This is a genomic window from Psychrobacter sp. AOP31-B2-9 (genome assembly GCF_052378005.1).
Taxonomy (GTDB): domain Bacteria; phylum Pseudomonadota; class Gammaproteobacteria; order Pseudomonadales; family Moraxellaceae; genus Psychrobacter.
Genome location: NZ_JBQSXG010000007.1, coordinates 35,118 through 55,760 on the forward strand (window position 1 = coordinate 35,118; position 20,643 = coordinate 55,760).

The 20,643-nt window shown below is 41.7% G+C and carries 19 protein-coding genes; 5 read left to right on the plus strand and 14 right to left on the minus strand.

From position 1 onward, the window contains the following. Nucleotides 1-77: 77 nt before the first annotated feature. From ACT3SX_RS01865 to ACT3SX_RS01880, 4 genes are all read right to left on the minus strand, one after another. Nucleotides 78-317 (minus strand): DUF2789 domain-containing protein, encoded by a 240-nt coding sequence (locus tag ACT3SX_RS01865; protein ID WP_192519525.1) that lies wholly within the window; start codon nucleotides 315-317, stop codon nucleotides 78-80. A gap of 191 nt (nucleotides 318-508) precedes the next feature. Further along, on the minus strand, nucleotides 509-1,498 hold the full coding sequence (locus tag ACT3SX_RS01870) for a malate dehydrogenase (protein ID WP_192519526.1): 990 nt from the start codon (nucleotides 1,496-1,498) through the stop codon (nucleotides 509-511). 222 nt (nucleotides 1,499-1,720) lie between these two features. Continuing rightward, complete coding sequence (locus ACT3SX_RS01875) at nucleotides 1,721-2,560, minus strand: hypothetical protein (protein WP_225739187.1); 840 nt, start codon at nucleotides 2,558-2,560, stop codon at nucleotides 1,721-1,723. A 378-nt stretch (nucleotides 2,561-2,938) separates the two neighbouring features. Then, nucleotides 2,939-5,062, minus strand: coding sequence for a lytic transglycosylase domain-containing protein (locus ACT3SX_RS01880; RefSeq protein ID WP_192991977.1), 2,124 nt, complete (start codon nucleotides 5,060-5,062; stop codon nucleotides 2,939-2,941). 344 nt (nucleotides 5,063-5,406) lie between these two features. Between ACT3SX_RS01880 and miaB the strand changes: the two genes are divergently transcribed. Beyond that, on the plus strand, nucleotides 5,407-6,900 hold the full coding sequence (gene miaB, locus ACT3SX_RS01885) for a tRNA (N6-isopentenyl adenosine(37)-C2)-methylthiotransferase MiaB (RefSeq protein WP_442069485.1): 1,494 nt from the start codon (nucleotides 5,407-5,409) through the stop codon (nucleotides 6,898-6,900). Between the two features lie 80 nt (nucleotides 6,901-6,980). On the opposite strand, the gene ACT3SX_RS01890 is transcribed toward miaB, so the two are convergent. The 6 genes from ACT3SX_RS01890 to ACT3SX_RS01915 all read right to left on the minus strand — a co-directional run bounded on the left by ACT3SX_RS01890 (nucleotide 6,981) and on the right by ACT3SX_RS01915 (nucleotide 12,621). Continuing rightward, on the minus strand, nucleotides 6,981-7,217 hold the full coding sequence (locus ACT3SX_RS01890) for a hypothetical protein (RefSeq protein ID WP_226945076.1): 237 nt from the start codon (nucleotides 7,215-7,217) through the stop codon (nucleotides 6,981-6,983). Between the two features lie 4 nt (nucleotides 7,218-7,221). After that, nucleotides 7,222-7,773, minus strand: a complete 552-nt coding sequence (locus tag ACT3SX_RS01895) for a DUF6756 family protein (protein WP_192519529.1) — start codon at nucleotides 7,771-7,773, stop codon at nucleotides 7,222-7,224. Between the two features lie 73 nt (nucleotides 7,774-7,846). Then, a complete protein-coding gene (locus ACT3SX_RS01900) occupies nucleotides 7,847-9,061 on the minus strand; it encodes an RtcB family protein (RefSeq protein WP_192991979.1) in 1,215 nt (404 codons plus the stop codon). Between the two features lie 779 nt (nucleotides 9,062-9,840). After that, nucleotides 9,841-10,575, minus strand: a complete 735-nt coding sequence (locus ACT3SX_RS01905; protein ID WP_192991980.1) for a LysE family translocator — start codon at nucleotides 10,573-10,575, stop codon at nucleotides 9,841-9,843. 123 nt (nucleotides 10,576-10,698) lie between these two features. After that, entirely contained in the window at nucleotides 10,699-11,934 is a 1,236-nt protein-coding gene (argE, locus tag ACT3SX_RS01910; protein WP_192519978.1) for an acetylornithine deacetylase, read from the minus strand. Nucleotides 11,935-11,967: 33 nt separating this feature from the next. Then, nucleotides 11,968-12,621 (minus strand): UPF0149 family protein, encoded by a 654-nt coding sequence (locus tag ACT3SX_RS01915; RefSeq protein WP_192519977.1) that lies wholly within the window; start codon nucleotides 12,619-12,621, stop codon nucleotides 11,968-11,970. Nucleotides 12,622-12,806: 185 nt separating this feature from the next. Here ACT3SX_RS01915 and ACT3SX_RS01920 point away from each other — a divergent pair, with 185 nt between their 5' ends. Further along, nucleotides 12,807-13,247: a hypothetical protein gene (locus ACT3SX_RS01920; RefSeq protein WP_192519976.1), complete on the plus strand. Its 441-nt coding sequence runs from the start codon at nucleotides 12,807-12,809 to the stop codon at nucleotides 13,245-13,247. 103 nt (nucleotides 13,248-13,350) lie between these two features. Next, nucleotides 13,351-13,797: a cell division protein ZapA gene (locus ACT3SX_RS01925; protein ID WP_192519975.1), complete on the plus strand. Its 447-nt coding sequence runs from the start codon at nucleotides 13,351-13,353 to the stop codon at nucleotides 13,795-13,797. A gap of 89 nt (nucleotides 13,798-13,886) precedes the next feature. Here the strand turns inward: ACT3SX_RS01925 and ACT3SX_RS01930 are convergent, their stop codons facing one another. From ACT3SX_RS01930 to ACT3SX_RS01945, 4 genes are all read right to left on the minus strand, one after another. Further along, a complete protein-coding gene (locus ACT3SX_RS01930; protein WP_318779541.1) occupies nucleotides 13,887-14,177 on the minus strand; it encodes a hypothetical protein in 291 nt (96 codons plus the stop codon). Nucleotides 14,178-14,470: 293 nt separating this feature from the next. Continuing rightward, nucleotides 14,471-16,564: a glycine--tRNA ligase subunit beta gene (glyS, locus tag ACT3SX_RS01935; RefSeq protein WP_192991981.1), complete on the minus strand. Its 2,094-nt coding sequence runs from the start codon at nucleotides 16,562-16,564 to the stop codon at nucleotides 14,471-14,473. A 9-nt stretch (nucleotides 16,565-16,573) separates the two neighbouring features. Beyond that, complete coding sequence (gene glyQ / locus ACT3SX_RS01940; protein WP_413038458.1) at nucleotides 16,574-17,590, minus strand: glycine--tRNA ligase subunit alpha; 1,017 nt, start codon at nucleotides 17,588-17,590, stop codon at nucleotides 16,574-16,576. A gap of 308 nt (nucleotides 17,591-17,898) precedes the next feature. Continuing rightward, nucleotides 17,899-18,111, minus strand: a complete 213-nt coding sequence (locus ACT3SX_RS01945) for a PspC domain-containing protein (RefSeq protein ID WP_192519973.1) — start codon at nucleotides 18,109-18,111, stop codon at nucleotides 17,899-17,901. Between the two features lie 367 nt (nucleotides 18,112-18,478). Here ACT3SX_RS01945 and nadR point away from each other — a divergent pair, with 367 nt between their 5' ends. After that, the gene (gene nadR / locus ACT3SX_RS01950; RefSeq protein WP_192519972.1) at nucleotides 18,479-19,525 is read left to right on the plus strand and encodes a multifunctional transcriptional regulator/nicotinamide-nucleotide adenylyltransferase/ribosylnicotinamide kinase NadR; all 1,047 of its coding nucleotides are present in this window, start codon (nucleotides 18,479-18,481) and stop codon (nucleotides 19,523-19,525) included. 75 nt (nucleotides 19,526-19,600) lie between these two features. Next, nucleotides 19,601-20,332: a nicotinamide riboside transporter PnuC gene (gene pnuC / locus ACT3SX_RS01955; protein WP_192519971.1), complete on the plus strand. Its 732-nt coding sequence runs from the start codon at nucleotides 19,601-19,603 to the stop codon at nucleotides 20,330-20,332. Nucleotides 20,333-20,643: the final 311 nt, after the last annotated feature.

The following is a 20,643-nucleotide window of genomic DNA, read 5'->3' on the forward strand; positions in this document are numbered from 1 at the left end:
AGCAAATATCTACAGCATAAAAAAACCCACAACATAAATATTTGTGGGTTTTTCATAAGATACGATTGCTTTCTTAGCTAGGCATCTGGATGCATACGTACATTTAGCTCATCAATAACTTCTACCCATTCCGCATCTTTTTGCCATTCTTCTTGCAAAAACATACGCTGAGTATCAGTCCAAACACTAGATTCTATCAATTTCTCGTTTTTTGGCAATTGATGCTTTTCGATAAAACTATTAATTGCTTCATCTGAGCTATCAAGTCCTAACTGTTCAAACAACTCATTCATAGTGTATTCAGGTTCGCCTAACATTGTTATTCTCCTTTTTAGTTATCAGTATAAACTCTGGTTTATATTTTGGCTTAACACCTTTATTGTAGCAAGTGGTTTTTCAAACACTGTTATCCAATGTTAATGCTTATGTTAATGTTGTTAAACCATAAAAAAGCCCTCACATTTAAGAGGGCTTTTTTAACTAAAAACGAATAATGCTAGATACTAACTTATGGTAGTAAGTGTGCTACTGCATCACGCTCTTCGCTAAGCTCTTGCTCAGTGACAGCCATTTTCTCTTTTGAGAAATCAGATGACACATCAACGCCGTCTACGATAGACCAGTCGCCGTTCACACAAGTGCATGGGAATGAGTAAATTAAACCTTCAGAGATACCGTATTCACCGTTTGAGTAAACACCCATTGATACCCAATCGTTTTCATCAGTACCAAGTGCCCACGTACGCATGTGTGCGATAGCAGCGTTAGCTGCAGATGCAGCAGATGATGCACCACGTGCTTTAATGATTGCCGCACCGCGTTGTTGTACTTCTGGGATATAAGTACCTTCGTACCAAGTACGATCAACCAAGTCTAATGCTGGTTTGCCATTAACAGTGCAAGCGGTTAGATCAGGATACTGAGTTGATGAATGGTTACCCCAGATGATCATGTTTTTCACGTCATTTACAGTGCTGTCAGTTTTGCCAGCCAACTGTGCCATAGCACGGTTGTGGTCCAAACGAGTCATTGCTGTAAAGTTACGTGGATCAAGATCTGGTGCATTACGTTGAGCGATTAGCGCGTTTGTGTTGGCAGGGTTACCTACAACCAATACTTTAACATCACGGCTTGCTACGTCGTTTAATGCTTTACCTTGCGCTGAGAAAATTGCAGCGTTGGCTTCTAGCAAATCTTTACGTTCCATACCTGGGCCACGAGGGCGAGCACCAACTAACAAAGCGTAATCGATATCTTTGAATGCAACGTTTGCATCATCAGTTTGAACGATGCCCGCTAATAATGGGAATGCACAGTCTTCTAATTCCATAACCACACCCTTTAGGGCGTCAAGTGCTGGAGTGATTTCAAGCAACTGCAAAATAACTGGCTGATCTTTACCTAGCATTTCACCAGAGGCAATACGGAATAGCATCGCATAACTGATGTTACCAGCGGCACCGGTAACGGCAACACGTAAAGGCTGTTTCATTGACATTGAATACTCCCTATTTGATTATTAGATAACTCATGATTCTAATTGATAGTTGTAATTAGTGATTATCATTTTAGATATCGACTTGTTTGCTGCTGATGCTTAATAGCAGCTATAAACCGAGAGCTAGTGTAGCACTTCGTTTACTGAATCGTCTAGCAGCAATATCCACCTTACTCAGCACTATATTGTTACATTTTATACAAATGAATTTATTAAAAATACTCAGCGACCACCTGAAATAATAAATTTACTGCCACAACTATCTACCATGTTATGACAACGACCAAAATCAGCACCGTCATAACAAACATCAATCTCAGTTAATATGGACTGTTTTCGGCTACCTGCTTGACAAATAAGATCAACACTAGCCGATGACATGCCTTTATTAAGGCGTGTCATTTGACTGAGAAATCGCGACTTAGAAACCGTATAACTGTTGCCAGTATTGAGCTCATTCGGTAACTTCAATGCGCCAGCATAGTTAGTGATCTGCCGAAAATAGCTACTAGCACTGAGTGGGCTACACACACCAAACCGCTGCCATACTTGGCTGCGTACAGTGGTGTCAGGCATGATGCGGTTAACAACCTTTAACTGCAATGGTGTCAAACGAGGCTCGCTACCACGACCACAACGCTCACCATACCCCATGTCCAAGCCCGCTACGGTTAATGAGTAGCCTTCAAGACATTGACGCATACGGGCACGTGTTGGCTGCAGGCTACATAATGCTGGTGTCATTTCAATCATCAATACACGCTGCCCACTTTTAGTAGTACTGGCAGCATGGGCTGGTATCAGCACAATACCTTGCAATATCAACAATGCGCCAATGCTTACTGTAGTATTAAGTGTGCCAAAAGTTTTTTTGCCTACTAGGCTGGTATGATATTTATGCAAATTTTTGATGGATTGAATCGATGAATGGATCTTTAACTGACTTAGATATGGCAGCCGTTTAGATAGCGAGTGCATCTGCATCTGAGTAGATGAGTGAGGCCTAACTTTCGATAGCAGATACAGATTGAGATATTTTTTGATCATAAGGGCTGAAGACATCTAGCAGTGATAAAACATGGGCTATCGCTTAGGAGCCAGTATTTGGAACACAAACACTCGTAATACTAAGCATAGAGCTAACAAAGAACATAAATAACGGTTTATAAACATCAATAGAAAACACTGATTAAAGCCATGTTAACAAAACGTTTTTTTTAATCTATAGCAAAAACGTAAACATAAGCTAAGTTCCACTCCTACAGTCAAGAAATAACTTAGCTTAAACTAAAAAGACTGAGCCCTGTGCAATACAGAACCCAGTCCTTGAAGTAAATGTACACTGCCTAAGATTTTGAGGTCATCTCATCGCTCGTTCATGGTTTTTTACACATACAGCGTAATTAAATATTAAAGCCGCTCTCTATCAGTACAAACTTCTTAAAATGCAGCAGGCACCGTACCCATACGCTGACTAATCGGCTTACTACGACCTAACAAGTTGCTATAGATCGTTGCATTTTCCATCACGTGCTTCACATAGTTGCGCGTTTCAGGAAAGGCAATCGACTCAACGTATTGATCAGCTGCGAGCGAGCCATAAACTGGTTGCCAACGTTTGGCATTATTAGGTCCAGCATTATAACCTGCGGTGGCTACGACAGGCTGACGATTCAATTTACCTAAGATATCACCCATATACCATGTACCATAACGAATATTGGTATCACCACTATTGGCACGACTGGCACTATACGTCTCGCCTAAGTTGCGAGCAATATATTTTGCGGTAGCGGGCATGACCTGCATCAAGCCACTAGCGCCAACGTTTGAGCGAGCAGAGGTTACAAAGCGACTCTCTTGACGCATAATGCCATAAGCCCACTCTGGATCAATACCTGCTGATTGGCTGTAACGAACCACGGCATCTTGGTGCGGCATCGGATGCGATAGCGCTAAACTATCCACTTTATCGGTATTATCAATCGCATAAATTGCACGATCAAGCCAGCCCATATCGTAAGCTTGACGAGCAGCAGCAATAATTAAATTTTCATCACGGTTGTCACGTGCCACTTTTACCGCCCAATTCCACTCACGATTTGCATAACCACGACTAGCATCGGAGTTATATAACGCAAAAGCACGAGCAAAGTTAGCATCTTGCATAACACGTGCACGATCTGAATTACTGACGTTTGGTAAGTTTTGACCACCCAACTTACTAGCATCAAAACGCTGACCAACTTTATCTTTTGCCATTAAACCATAGTAGTCGTTGCTTTTTGCTAGATTTTGATACATCTTCTTCGCGGTATTACGTTTATTAGCATCACTTGATTGCTCATACGCACGGGCTACCCAATATTGCCACTGATTGCTTTTTTGAGTATCGCTATCCATTTTGGAGATGGCTTCGACCACATCATCCCAGCGACTGAAGCGAATGGCTGCCATGGCATAATCTTCGGCTTCTTCAAAATTAAAATCGTTATCTAAGCTATTGCGAAACCAGTCAACCGCCTCGACATTAAAGCCATCATCGGTATTGTGGTTCATACGCTGCACGCCAATGATACGATAGGCATAACGACGGGTATCATCATTCAACAGTTTGGTCGAACGTTGATTGTCTTGCTTGATATCAAACTCTAACTGTAGTGCCGCCTCACGATACGACTTATCAGCAACACGACCTAACGCATACATATAGAGATACTGATTGATCTGACTGGCAGGCTCTCTAGCAAAGCTGCTAAAGAAAGAAGATGGATTTAGCTGAATCTCACTCAATGCAGAATAAGCAATTGGTGTGCCAAGACGTGAGGATAACGCCATGATGTCACCTGTCTTCCCTTTACGCAGCATGCGTTTTAGGCGAGAAACACGATCCTGATCGCTGATTAATGCGTTATTATTCATCTCCATCGCGAGCTGATCGCACAAAGCGGGCTGTTTTTTTGTCGTCAGCCAGACATCGGACTTCGCTGCCATCGCACGCATGGTATCACCGCCATTATTGAACCCAAGGGCAACTGCGCAGCGCTCGCTCGCATCCGCATTGGTAATCAAATTCGCCACTTGGCGTACTGAGGCATAATCGTTAGAGGCAGCCTTGGTCTCAGCAAAATCAGCAACCAATTTTTCTGCCATAACCGTATTAGGGTATTTACGAACAAACTGTGAAACGGCCGCCGCACTTTGCGTATTTAGATCCAAATTCATACGCCAATATGTCGGATACATGGCAAACAAACCGCCACTCATTGACTGTTCATATTTATAAAGTGCGCTAACATCACCTCGCTCAGCTGCAATTGCTGCCGCTGTGAAGGAATCCGCACCACTGTTTGGTTGATAGTTATTTTCTTGCTGGTAACGCTCATTATCACCCCAGGTCAGCTCTGCACAAGCGACTTGTGATAATCCTAGCGCACTCGCTGCCGTTGCCAAACTTAGTACACTCACTCGTCTCAGCCTACCTGCTTTAAAGTACTTTGAAGTAGGCTTTTGACTGGTTAACTCTCTATCCTTGGTGCTATGAGCAACGCGCAACTTTGTCATATTGACTCTCTTTATTAACTCTCTAAAACTATATGAACAGCGGTTTATAACATACCGCTAAAGGGGGTTATTTATCATACTATACTCGTTGCACTTTCAACCATTACCTTTACTTTTGTTAATAAATAGGACAGCACGGTGTAACATAGGAATGGTGTTGCTTGAGCATTTTGCCAATTGTACTACTAATTTTAGTAAGCAATTGATACTGTTATAAATAATTAATAATAACTACCACTAAGCGCCGACGCTAATTTTTCACATTGGCAGAGGGTTGTGATAAAATACGCCACCTGTTAATCGGCTACCCTGCTATATTTTTAGTCAATCATGGACTTATCCTTATGAGTGTTACTGTATTCAATCCCCGCATCAATGACGCTGCCATTGCCAAAACAACTGCTGCTGCGCCTGCTGTCACTGCACTCAAAGAAGCAAGTTCAGCCCAATCGCCAGTCGATAAGCCAGCAACCAAAAAAGTCTTTGTGACCACACAAGGCTGTCAGATGAATGTCTATGACTCTGATAAAATGCTCGATGTACTCGGCGACTCACATGGTATGGAAGTCACGCATGATATTGATGAAGCCGATGTATTGTTAATGAATACCTGCTCCATTCGTAAAAAAGCACAAGAAAAAGTGTTTTCAGAATTGGGTCGCTGGCGCAAATTAAAAGAAAAACGCCCAGACTTAGTCATTGGTGTGGGTGGCTGTGTGGCATCACAAGAAGGCGATAATATTCAAAAACGCGCGCCATATGTCGACATGGTATTTGGTCCACAGACATTACACCGTCTACCAGAGCTATATGATCAATCAAACGAACAACGCGATATTGCCCCAAAAAACCGTATCGGCACGATTGATATCTCGTTCCCAAGTATCGAGAAGTTTGATTTCTTACCTGAGCCAAGGGTAGAAGGATTTAAAGCTTTCGTTTCTATCATGGAAGGCTGCTCAAAGTATTGCTCATTTTGCGTGGTGCCTTACACCCGCGGTGAAGAGTTGTCGCGTCCACTTGACGATGTATTAGCAGAAATCGATAACTTAGCAGCGCAAGGTGTGCGTGAAATCAATCTATTGGGTCAAAACGTAAACGGTTACCGCGGTGAAAAAGATGACGGCAGCATTTGCCGCTTCGCTGAGCTGTTGCATTATGTGTCGCATGTCGACGGTGTGGAGCGTATTCGCTATACCACCAGTCATCCGCTAGAGTTTACGGATGACATCATTGATGCTTATGCACAACTGCCAGAACTGGTATCGCACCTACATCTACCTGTACAAAGTGGCTCCAATGCTATCTTGGCTGCGATGAAACGCAACCATACGATCGACGTTTATATCAATCAGATTAATAAGCTTAAAGCCATTCGCCCAGATATTCACTTGTCGAGCGACTTTATCATTGGCTTCCCTGGCGAGACAGATCAAGACTTCCAAGACACATTAAACTTAGCAAAAGAATTGAACTTCGATCACTCGTATAGCTTTATCTACTCTAAGCGTCCAGGCACGCCAGCGTCTGAGTTGCCAGATGATGTGAGTTTCACCACTAAAAAAGCACGCTTGGCGGAGTTCCAAAAAGTCATTATTGATTCGACTCTAGCGAAAACCCATGAAATGGTCGGCACTACGACACGCGTATTGGTTGAACAAATCGCCAATCGCCACCCTGACTGCTTAATCGGAACGGCAGATAATACTCGTACGGTGATGTTCCCTCATGATGTTGAGCAAATGGATGAGATGTTGGGTAAGCTCGTCAGCGTACGTATTACTGATTTCGTCAGCCCGCATATGGTCAAAGGTGAGTTAATTGAAGTATTGGCGTAACCGTTAAATTCTAAAATTGAATAAAAAAGCCGTTTGCTATAATAGCGAACGGCTTTTTTGTGCGTGAATTTTGACTGTTATTATTCAGCCAACCAATCCGTCTGACGCAAATGCTGCTTGGTCTCACGGCGACGTTTTTTGCGGACGATATCGATATCCTCCTTTTCGTGAATACCGCCTTTTCTTAATAGTGGATCCAATGCCAAATAGTTGCGCGGCTTGACTGTGCCTAGCGACTGCTGAACGCCTGCGTCAGCTTGTTGCTCTAACTGCCGTTCGATTTGTTTGGCCTTTTTTAATGTTTGTTTTAAGCTCATTATCTTATCCTTTATTCTTTGCTATATCTTCTATAGCCTTTAATTTTTGTGGCATACCTTTACCTGTAGCCATCAAAACGTCATGGTGATTGCTACAAACGAGCCAGTCATACTTTTTAGAAACAAAATAGCACTCGTCAAAGAAACAGGTTTCATCGAGTATTTTTATTATTGCCTCAATTTTGCCCTCGTAAAACCAGATTTTAGAACGTTCCTTAAACGTTCCTGTTATAGCAAACCAGATACTCTCATTGGGCTTAATCAAACGTAACAGATAACTCTTGAGAGAGTCTTTGACTTCCATTGAATACGTTTCTTGTATCAAGTTTTGCCATAACCAAACTGAACGGCTTTTACCATTTTCAATTTTGCAAAAGGTTTGATAAATCCGCTCTTCTATACCTTTATAATCATCGTAAGGGGTGAGAACTCGAAAAGATTTATCCGTTAGATTCAACTCTGTTTTCAAACGCATCATCTCTGCTCGTATATCAGCCCACTCTTTTGATTGAGATCTTTTTTTACCATTTTTATTGATATAAGGATAATTTCTCATAATTATCTCCTCAATTTGATCTTGTCTTATGGCTGCTAACCGTCAAAACAAGATCAAGTTTTATATAAAAAATCTAACCCTTAATACACATGACTTGCTTCAGCGTATGCACCACTTCGACCAAATCAGCTTGATTGGCCATCACTTCATCAATGTCTTTATAAGCGCCAGGTATTTCATCGATCACACCTTCGTCTTTACGGCACTCCACACCATCAGTCTGTGCTTTTAGCTCATCGATAGTAAATGCTCGTACAGCCTTGCCTCGGCTCATTTGGCGCCCTGCTCCATGCGAACATGAGCAAAACGACTCAGTCGCGCCAAGACCACGTACGATAAAAGACTTTGCACCCATGGAACCTGGGATAATACCGAGCTCACCATCATAAGCACTGATCGCCCCTTTACGGGTCACATAGACCTGTTCGCCAAAATGCACTTCTTCATTGACATAATTATGATGACAATTGATGGCTTCTTTGGTCAGCTGAAACCGTGGTAACCCCGCTTGTGGTGACTGTAATGACTTAATCACTAAGCGCATCATCTCACGGCGGTTCTCTAGTGCATAATCCTGTGCCCAGCCCACCGCTTCGACATAATCAGCAAAGCTATCAGACCCTTCAGCAAAGTAAGCCAAATCACGATCAGGCACATGACCAAAACGCGATTGACGCTCTTTTTTTGCCAGATTGATAAAATAGCGACCGATACAGTTACCAATACCGCGACTGCCCGAATGTAGCATTACCCAGACATCTTTGTTTTCATCCAAACACAGCTCAATGAAATGATTGCCACCGCCTAATGTGCCCAGCTGCTTTGCCCACGTACGCTCAAAACCTTTGAGCATCTTTAGCAAGCCCGGATGCTTGTCAGTAATTGGCTTTAGACGCCTTCCTAACGGATCAAGCGTTGAGTTCTTGGCTTGAATTTGTTTGTGCATATTAAAACCGACTGGCACTTGCTGCTCCACTATCAACCGCAATGATTTCAAGCTATCAGGCAGATCACTTGCCGTCAGGGACAAGCGTACTGCGTTCATACCACAGCCGATATCGACACCGACCGCAGCAGGAATAATTGCCGACTTGGTCGGAATCACGCTGCCGACTGTGGCGCCTTTACCAACGTGTACATCAGGCATCACCGCAATATGCGAGTGTACAAACTCCAGCTGAGCCAAATTGCGTAGTTGCTGCATCGCCCCTTGCTCAACATCCGAGGTGTAAATCTTGACTGGTACGCCGTGTTTACGGTTTTCATTTAATACTAATTGAATGCTCATAGTTTTTTATTTCCATTTTATTTTTTTTATAACCATATAGTATTTTTTTTGACTATTATTATTTTTAGACATTACTTACCTATCTCAATTAAACAAAACGTTTAATAAGAAAATTATTTAATAACTCATAAAATTTAGACAATAAAATACCGTTTTTTATTAGTTATAAAACTAATAAAAAATATGGTTTATTTATAATGGACGTTTTAAAGAAGGGTGATATAAATCAAAACCGTCAGCCACAGCGTAAATACTATACGCATAGGAAAACAACAGCTAAACCATAGCCTGAGTCGCTTTATTAGCAATAACGATAAAGAGGAATGTTAGATAAACAGACAACAGTAGGTGCAAAATCGCTTAACACGCTTGCAGAGCAATCTTGGACAATGGACTTAGAAAAGGGATAAATCGGGCAGATATAGCAAGTTGTTATTTGATAATCATAGATAGAAAATCAATGTACAACTGACTTACAAGCTTAGCCACACCTTTGCGAAGTCGTCATTGCTGTCAGGTAGTTTACACATTCAATCTTTAAAAACGTCTTAATAGTTAAATAGGACACGATGATTCCTCCATAGTTGTGGCTAGTTGTCATAGATGACAGTAGCGGATTAATTGGGACAATTTATCGCTTGTAAAGACAAGCGCTATAAATCAATGAGGTAATAATAACGATTTAAAAATTAAAGTCAATAATTAATTTATATTTTTATAGAAAAAACATAGGATACGTACATTTAATTAAGCGCTTTAATTTAAAGTTATATTATTTTTTAAACCATTAAACTTTTTAATACTTCAGCCAATAAAGCCGCAGCAATAATAATAAATATCACCCCGCAACCACGATTGAGCCAAGCCAAACGATTACCTATATCGAGCCAACTTGCTAGCTTCTTACCACCTAACGTATAGATAGTTTGCCAAATTGTCTCACTCAAAAACAGACCGATAGTGAGCAAGACATATTGCGGCCATAACGGCGCACTAAAATTGATGAATTTAGGAAAAAATGCTGCAAAAAATAAAATGGCTTTTGGATTAGACAATGACACCCACACGCCCGTACGAAATAAGCGCGTATTGCTTGGTGCCATATTAACTGCTGCACTGGAGAGTGAGCGAGCCTGAGGCTTACCAAGCGTATCCTGACTGTCAGAAATGGAGTATTCCGCCGCCACCTCCTCACTCATCTCACGAGCGTCTTTCATCAAGCTACTACTACTCGCATCACGCCACGAAGTGACGCCCAAATAGATTAAATATAATGCTCCTACTGCTTTGATAACGGTAAGCAACCAAGGCGACTGTCGACTGATGACATCCAATCCAAGCAATGTAGATAATAGTAGTATAAATAGACCAACACTCAGACCTGCCAGCGTCCATAGCGTTCGTTTCACCCCATAATTCATACCATACTGAAATGCTAGTAGCATATTGGGGCCAGGAGTCGCTGAGATAAAAAATGTACTCGCGAAAAACACTGCAAACAGATGCCAAGACATCAACCAACCCCTTACCTTGTCGTTTCAAATAAACTGGATAACATGTAACAAAACACACCGCCATTGAGACGGTGTGCTATATACTCATCTATCTTACAAATAACGCTTCTACTGCTGCATAGGCTACTGAGCCGTACAGCTATCTAGCAGTTTCTGTAAAAACTCATCGCAGCGCGCTATTTCACTTAGCTCAACATACTCATCTGCTTTGTGTGCCTGCTCAATACTACCAGGGCCACAGATAATCGTTGGTATACCCCCATTGGTAAACTGCCCACCTTCAGTCGCATAAGCAACCTTGTGGCGCTCATGATCTTGAGTCAGTGCAGCTACCAGTGCTTGCAGTTCGGCACTGTCCTTATCGGTCATTGCCGGTACGCTGACTTCTCGTAACAGCTCAATACCCGTCTCTGGTGCACGTGCTTGCATTTGCTGTGTCAGCTCATCGACCTTTGCTTGAATCGGCACTAGGATATCGTCTTGGGTCATATGAGGTAAGTTCCGATAGTCAAAGGTAAACTCACATAGATTAGGAACGATATTGGTCGCGGTACCACCCTTTATCGTACCGATAGATATCGTTGAATAAGGCACGTCAAACAGTGCATCTCCATCATCACGAGTACTGAGCGTTTCTGCCAATGTATCGACATAACCAACCAATCGACTGGCATAACTGATGGCATTAACTCCTTGCGCTGTCAGCGATGAATGTGCGGACTTACCATGTACGCGGCAACGATAAACCGCAATGCCTTTATGCGCGACCACCATCGCCATATTGGTTGGCTCACCCACAATACAGTAATCAGGCGTAATACCGCGCGCTTTTAGGTCTGCTAAAATCAATGGCGCACCTAAGCAGCCAACCTCTTCATCGAACGACAATGCCAAATGCAGTGGACGACGTAGCTGACCCTTGTTTGACAACTGAACGGCCTGTGGCAATAAATTAAGCGCACAAGCGATAAAGCCTTTCATATCGCAAGCACCGCGCCCATATAACCGATCACCGCGAATCGTTGCATCAAATGGTTCTGACGCCCAATCCTGCCCATCGACAGGCACTACATCTGTATGACCAGAGAGCACGAGGCCGTGATTAACCTTGTCGCCATCCTCTCCTGCTGGCACCGTGACAAACAAATTAGCTTTGTTTTTAGCCTCATTAAAAGTCAGGTTCACCATGAGATTCAACTGCTCACAGTAGGCTCGCACATCTTCGATCAAAGCCAAGTTCGAATAGCGACTGACCGTATCAAATCCTATCAAACGAGAGAGCCAACCTATACTGTTTGCAGGATAACTGGCATGAGACATAGTCTGCCTATCATTATCGTTACTGTCATTTATAGCCATAAAACATCCTTATTTCTATGTGCCCGCTTCGCCTTATGAAGGGCTATCTTGATTCATAATATCAATCACTGGTGGCATTGGTTTTGGCAGATTACCTTCTGCTTGTAACTCTTTGGTCGTCTTAGCATCGATAGCCAGCCCAGAAATCAAAGCAATGTCTTTGACAGACTTGCGTTTACGGGTAGCAAAGATAACTGGCACCATACGCGCAAATTCATAAATATAAAGATAAGACTCTTCGCCACCTTCAAAATCTTCATCATCTGCTAAACGAATACTTCCAATCTTTGCCAAATCCGATAGCATCTCGTTTTCGTCTGCGCTAATATTGCAATCAGTGATACCAAAGCCTGTCATAAAGCCATTAGCCCACTGTTTCAAGGCTATCACACGCTCGTACAAGTCATGTTCATCATCAGGTATCAGTGGCATATAAGCGTAAGCATCGTCTTTGTCTTTCAGTTGAAAAACAGTGTCTTCTGCCTCTTCGGTTAATAACGTCAGTGCAGACTCTGGTAATGCCGCAAAGCTCAGCTCCTCAAACACCTGAGCCCATACCGTCTCATCTGGTGCATTGCAAGCTGTCATCAGCCCTGTCATCAAGCCATGTACCTCACTAATAGACACGTCGTTCCAGTTGTCAAACGCGGTCAGCCAAGTATTCCAGCCAGAGATATTGTCATTCATAATAGATGTCCTAGTGATTGAATATTACTTAAAAGAGAAGGAGAAAAAGAAAGCAAAAAATAAAAAGACCGAACTTAATATGTGAATTACTTTGTTAATATAGATATTATGCGGTCACCTATGGCATTATTAAACGCAGAGAACAAAATTCATTCACGCTTACTTGTTAAGGATAAAAACTGACTATGTATGACCAACTTAAAATATTAGAAAAAATGGTACTCGACATCAAAAAACAGTATCAGCTTGTCAGTGCTGAACTTAGCAGCCTCAAAAAAAATCCTGTCGTCGACCCACAGGAACTTACGGCTCTGAGAACCAAACTACAAACCAGCCATACAGAACGTGAAGGAGCCAAAAAACAACTGAACGATCTAGACAAACGCTATCAAAACCTGGCAGAAGCACATCATATGATTGGCGAAGAGCAGGACAAACTACAAAAGCAAATCAGCCAGTTACAACAAAAAAATAGCGAACTACAGCGGCACAATGGTGAATTAAAGCAGCAGTATAGCGATATCAAACAACAAAACATTGAACTACAAAAAAAGAACCAACTAGCGGCTGAGCGCACACAAGTCGTACTAAAACGATTAACCCATATTGATCAAGTAGAAGGGTAATAATTAAGAGCAATCAACCATTGATTCTTATAAATTAAGCCAAAATTATAACGGTAATATTTTTTATTACTCACCTTACTGACCAGACATTGTAGGATTTATCATGACCGATGACCACAAAAAATCTATAGAAAAACAGCTACCAAAAAATCAGGCAACAAATCGTGAGTTAAAACCACAGAGAGCAACAGCAACTGCCTCAATCAGACCAAGCACTTCTATTCAACCAAGCGCTAAGACAAAAACAAATGCTGAACCACAAATCAAAAAAGTAGATATTGCTATTGCTGGAGTTACCTATCCAATCTATTGTCCCGTACACGAACAAGAAGAGCTACATTCAGCCGTTTCTTATATTAATGACTACGCACTAGATCTCAAGCGAGATGCACCCAGTCTCAACCAAGAAAGCCTATTGGTATTATGCTGCTTAAACCTTTACGAAAAAATCCATGCTAATCAAAAAACGGAAGAAGATCGCAAACAGCAAGACATACAATCTAAAGTGTTACTTAACAAAATCATCAAGGATGCGCATTCCATTCTGTAGACAAATAGAACCTTTAAAAACAAGCGCCTAGCCTATCAAAGCGAAGCGCTTTTTTATGTTCAATCAAAAACACATCAATCTAAACCTATTTAATGATTAGCGTTATAAACCTTTCCAGCATGAAAATCAGCTTGATGCTCATAATTGCAAAAAAACAACTGCTGACTGACTTCGGTATTACTATCTGCTGGCAAGTTCGGCTTGGTTTCAAGTACACCGCGATATTCAGCCAAGCTATTACCACAAAAATTACACTGCCGTGGCGTGGTCACATCACCTTCTTTTGGCATCATGCTTTTGGGTGGACGTGGGTACATAAACTTATAAAAAGCCCACATCGACGCCCAAATAATAAGGATTACAATAATAACAGCAAACACGGCAGTACTCCTTGGATGAGGATTGACTATATAGTTGAGTTCAAATAATTTCGATACAAGGAAACCGAGTGCAAGCTATACATTAGTATGGTCAGCGAGGGTGACGATGTAGCGGATTTATATGGATTTGACTATAGTATAAAACAACCATCAATTATGACGATAGAATATTAACTTGGCGAGCTCCTTAAGTGCCATTATACAGCATAAAAAACTGGCCACTTTGGGCCAGTTTCTGTATCAGATAATACGTCATACGTTTATTAATTCGTACTTATATCGGTATCGAAAAATTACAGCTGTAACTCACTGATATCAGCCACAGTTAAGAACAACGCACGTACTTGCTTTAACAATGCCAAGCGATTGTTTTTTAGTGCAGCATCTTCACTATTCACCATGACATTATCAAAGAATTGCGTCAATGGCTCGTCTAGACTGGCAAGCGTTTGCAATACTTGTGTATAGTCAGCTTGTTCTAGCAGCGGTTGTACCGCTGTTTGCGCTTGCTGCACACTGGCATATAAATTTTGTTCAGCAGGCTCAGATAACAAGGCCTCATCAACATTATCAGCCACGCTTACTTCTGACTTAGCTAATATGTTGGCAACACGTTTGTTCGAATCGGCTAGCATTGACGCTTGTGACAGCTCACTAAAGGCTTGTACCGCACGAATACGTTGATCAAAATCTAGCGGCATATGCGGATTAATTGCTTGCACGGCTTGGATGGTATCAACGCTTACACCTTGCTCAGTATACATGGCACGATAGCGTGAGTTTAAGAATGCCATGACTTGGGTAAAGGTATCACCCATTTTGGCAATTTTACTACCGTCTGCTGTACTATAACCTTTAATAGCTTGCTCAACGAGCGCGACCAAATTAATCGGTAACTGTTTTTCGATGAGAATGCGCAGGATACCAATCGCTGAACGACGTAAGCTAAACGGATCTTTTGAACCCGTCGGTGCTTGGTCAATCGCAAAAATACCAATGAGCGTATCCAAGCGATCTGCCAATGCCAAGCAGATGCCAATCGGCATCTGTGGCAATACATCACCACTGAATTTAGGCAAGTACTGCTCTTCTAAACTGGCTGCTACGGCTTCAGGCTCATTATTGAGGCGAGCATAATAAGTACCGGCGATACCTTGTAACTCTGGATACTCACCAACCAATGAGCTGGCCAAATCAGCTTTAGACAAAATAGCCGCACGTACCGTTTCATCGATACTAATATCACGCCCTTGCTGTTGCAGCAAGGCAGCAATAAATGCAGCAAGCTTGGCGATACGCTCAGACTTTTCCCAAATTGTACCCAGTTTATCTTGGAATACACGGTTTTTGAGACTCTCTGTCAATGCAAACAATGGCTGCTTTTGATCTTGTAAAAAGAAAAACTCTGCATCAGCCAAACGTGGACGTACGACCTTCTCATTACCTTCGATGATTTGATTGGGATCTTTTGACTCAATATTGGTAATAAAGATAAAGTAAGGCTGCAATTTTCCGTCTTTATCCGTCAAGCAAAAATATTTTTGATCGGCTTGCATGGTAGAGATAAGTGCTTCTTGTGGTACTTGTAAAAAGCGCGCCTCAAAGCTAGCACGTAGAGCAACAGGGAAATCAACCAATGCCGTCACTTCATCTAACAATGCCTGCGGTACGATAGCATCTGAGTTGACTTCGTCCGCTAATGCTTTGACTTGGTTTTTGATAAGCATTTGACGCTTATCAAAATCAGCCACAACTTTTAAGCCATCGAGCAAATCTTCATAGTCATTGGCGTGAGCAATATCATGGTAGTCAGGGCTGTGGAAGCGATGACCACGGGTTTGCGTACCAGCCTGATGTCCTTGGATGGTGGCGTCAATGACAGTACTGTCTTGCATTAACACAACCCACTGTACCGGACGCACGAACTCATTACGGCTTGCACCTGAGCGCATACGCTTAGCAATCGGCAGCTTGTCTAATGCTGTTTGAAAAATGGTGGGTAGCAATTCAGTCGTCGCCTGACCCTGAATGGTCTGCTCATAACCGACATAATCACCCTTATCAGTATTGATCGTTATTAACTCACTGGCCTCAATACCTAAGCCTTTGGCAAAACCCATCGCTGCACGTGTTGGATTACCATCAGCATCAAAGGCTGCTTTGATCGCGGGACCACGTTTTTGCTCACTACGATCAGGTTGTTTATCGCCAATACCCTGAATCTGAATGGCCAAACGGCGCGGTGCAGCAAAAGCCTTGATACTATCAAAGCTAATGTCAGCTTCTTTTAATTGATCAACAACACTTGCTTGCAATGCATCACGTAATGACTTTAAGCTTTTTGGAGGTAGTTCTTCACACCCCAGTTCAAATAAAATGGTACTCATGGGATGCTCCTATTTATTATTAGTAGATTGCTTGTTACCTGAGTTTTCATCTGCCACATCTTGTTTTGGCAAATACTTATCAAGTGCTGCTTGACGATGTGCCTCGTCAGCCAGTGGAAAACCTAACTTAGCACGTGCTTCGACATAACCAAAGGCTACTTTACGCGCCAGTGTACGTACGCGCAAAATAAAGCGCTGACGTTCTGTGACCGAAATTGCACCGCGAGCATCAAGTAAATTAAAGGCATGCGAAGCTTTTAGCACCATCTCATAGGCTGGTAGTGGCAAACCTTCCGTGACCAGCTTATCTGCTTGCTGCTCATAAAAATCAAACATCTGACCCATCATTGGCACATCAGCGTGCTCAAAGTTATAGGTCGACTGCTCAACTTCATTTTGATGAAAAACATCGCCATAAGTAACACGACCAAACTCACCGTCTGCCCACACCAAATCGTAAACACTATCGACGCCTTGCACATACATCGCCAAACGCTCAAGACCGTAAGTAATCTCACCAGTTACTGGAAAACACTCAATACCGCCTACTTGCTGGAAGTAGGTAAACTGCGTGACTTCCATACCGTTTAGCCAAATCTCCCAACCAAGACCCCACGCACCTAACGTTGGTGATTCCCAGTTGTCTTCGACAAAACGCACATCATGTACTAATGGGTCTATACCAATGGCTCTCAACGAATCTAAATACAACTCTTGAATATTAGGAGGATTGGGCTTTAACACTACTTGAAACTGGTAGTAATGTTGTAAGCGGTTTGGATTATCACCATAGCGACCATCGGTAGGACGACGAGATGGCTGCACGTAAGCTGCATTCCAACGCTCAGGACCTAACGATCGTAAAAACGTCGCTGTATGAAAGGTACCCGCACCGACTTCCATATCATACGGCTGTAAAACAACACAGCCCTTAGCCGCCCAATAATTCTGTAAGGTTAGGATCAAATCTTGAAAAGTCATCGGTTGAGACTCTTTTGCTTGGGATGTCATATTTTGGGTTGTCATAGTAAAGCCACTGTGGAATTAGTATTATTAAATAAAATATTGATAGCACTCGTATAGCCTATTTGGCAACGACTCTATTTGCCTGCTCACCTTACTAAAAATTGACTATTTTATCCATATTTACCGCAACTAATTTTATTATATTGACCCAAATATCTGGTTATATGACCTATATGTCACGGAAGCACGTTCTTATATCGATAATCATGATAAAAAAATACCCAAACGCGCGAGCATCTGGGCAGGAGGAAAAGCATGTCTGTAGCATCCTGATTAATCAGGCTTTTTGTTTTTTAATGGAGCTGCTTTTATTGGTAGGACTCGTTGGTTGCCTTTGGCATTACTATCCAAAGAATAATATAAATTAAAATACCAGGGACTGCTGCGCTCAATGATGAGATAATTACGAACAGTAATCTCACCCAAGTAGGCGACCAACCGACATATTCTGCAATGCCGCCCATCACACCTGCTAGCATACGATTGTTCTGTGAGCGATGCAATTTTGCTAATTTAGCCAAATCAAATACCTCTTTATTTTATTTATTACTGTTGCTTATTTTTATCGTTTTTTATTTACAGTTATTTTGCTTATTTTTTATTTGCTTGTTTTTTAAACCTATTGATAATTTACTTTATATTTCTAACTTGAGATCCAGTATATCAACTCCTAAAACTAGATCTGTTGATGATGTACTAGTACTTTGTGAGTTTATGCTACCTAAGCTTGCCCTAATCTCTCATAACACCTCATAACTTACTGATTTTAAATATTTATTTCAAAATATTTCAGAATGGCTTTTGTTGCTAAACCCTTACGACTTTACTTTGCTGATTGTGTTATTTTTGGGCTTACTCAAATAGATAAATAGCATTATAGGAATAACTATGTACGATACTGGCTTAATGATTGGGCATTTTGAGCCTCTACATTTAGGACAAATGCGCAGTATTTTAGATGCGGCAGGACAAGCAGAGGTTCTGCATATTGTCATTACGGCACATCCTTCACCACATCCAGATTTCACCATCACTTTGCAAGATAAGGCGCGCTGGCTACAAATGGCTTGTGCCGACTTACCTTTTATTCATATTCATACCACCCATGAAATTGAGCTTCCGTTGCATGATAGCTTTGATGACGTAACGATCAATATTCCTCTTAGTAATGCTAAATTACAGCACTTGGCAGATGCGCTCAACTTACCAACAGACTCTGTATTATTCTTGGCAGAAAACCACCCATTAGCGCAACGTGATACTCAAAAACAACTAAAAATACCAGTAGTAACCACTGCACTGCAACCTGAATTTGACTCATTTGCTATCGCTCGCAACCCTGTTGCATATTGGTCAGCGATTCATCCACAAGCACGTCGAAATTATACTAAGACCGTTGCGATTGTTGGCGGTGAAAGTTCTGGAAAGACAACATTGGTACATAAGCTGGCCAACTATTATGGAGCCAGATTTGTACTAGAAATGGGACGACTGTACGTTGGTACAGATTTGGGTGGTAGTGAAGTTGCTCTACAATATAGTGATTATGCACCCATTACCCTTCATCATGCACAAGCCATTCGCGATGCTACTGCTGTTGCAACGGCACCTGTCACCATAATTGATACGGACTTTGTGACGACTCAAGCTTTTTGTGAAGAGTACGAAAATCGTACCCACCCTTTTGTATCAGCTTGTATTGACGAGTTTCATTTAGACCATACGATTATGTTGAGCAATAGCACACCATGGATTGATGATGGTATGCGCTCTTTAGGCACACCTGCAGCACGTGGACGTTTTGAGCAACGACTCATCGATATCTTTCATCGTCATAATATTCAACCTCACATGATTGATGAGACTGACTATGATGCACGTTATCAACAAGCATTACGTCTTATAGATCAAAATATCTATAATAAAAAATTATAAAATCAAAAACGTGGTAACACGAAAGATTTTGGTAGGTGTTACCGCTATTATTACTCATTTTAGGATGAAAACCTTATGCGTATTCAGTTACTAGATAACATCACTGGAAAGTGGGCGATGCAATGGATTATAACGTGGTTCATTTGTGGTGTGATTGCCTTATCTACAGGTTTTTGGTTCACCACAGACCACACTGCCCTTGACTGGTTTTATTTGGCAGTTTCATTCATCGGTTTGATTTGCGTGGTGTCACTATCTTTTCGCAAAAACATCATGGGTAATGGCTTTGGCATGGGCGCAACCGCCGGTGAAGTGGTGGTTCAAGCAACATCAGGTGCCGTGGGTTTGATGCTCGCACCACTTTTTAATTTCTTCACCCACGTCTATGGCATTTTCTATTGGTCAAAACATACTGACCCCGATGGTGACATGATACCTAAATCTGCGAGCAAAGCTGTTTGGTTGATTACCGCAGCTTTTATAATCATTGGGCTTGCACTGTTTCCTACCGTAAACGAATTATTGGCAAGCTATGGTTATGCAGTAGTTGAAGATGATAATAGTAAATTTTTAGGCTTCATTTCCTTTTTTTGGATCAATGTTATTGCTTTTGTACTATCCATCACAGCGCAAGCAGCCATGATTTTGCGCTATTCTTTTAACTGGTGGTTATGGATTATCGTCAATTTCGTTTGGCTCATCGTCAACCTTATGTCTGGCAACTATATTTTCGCCATTCAAACAATGATATATCAAATAAACTCTTTTATTGGCCTATATGAATGGCATCGCAGTGAACAAGGCTAATAGCTATATTCAACCAAATTAGCTTAAAAACACTTCAACAGTTTTAGGCATAAAAGTAAATAATGCCATCGGTTTTGACTGAGCCGTCTATCAGACCGTATGGTGATGTGCTCTGATTAATGATACAACTGATAGCAGTCCCTACCTAAACATTCAGATAGGGTTACATTTTCATTACTAACAAGGAGGTTAGTATGTCTCGCATTCAGCAAAAGAGGATGTCAAAACGCACACTAGAGCAGTGGCTTAGTGAGTATTCGGTCAGTCATCAAAACTTGGTTAATAAAAAAATTCGAGCCTTTCCTAAAAAG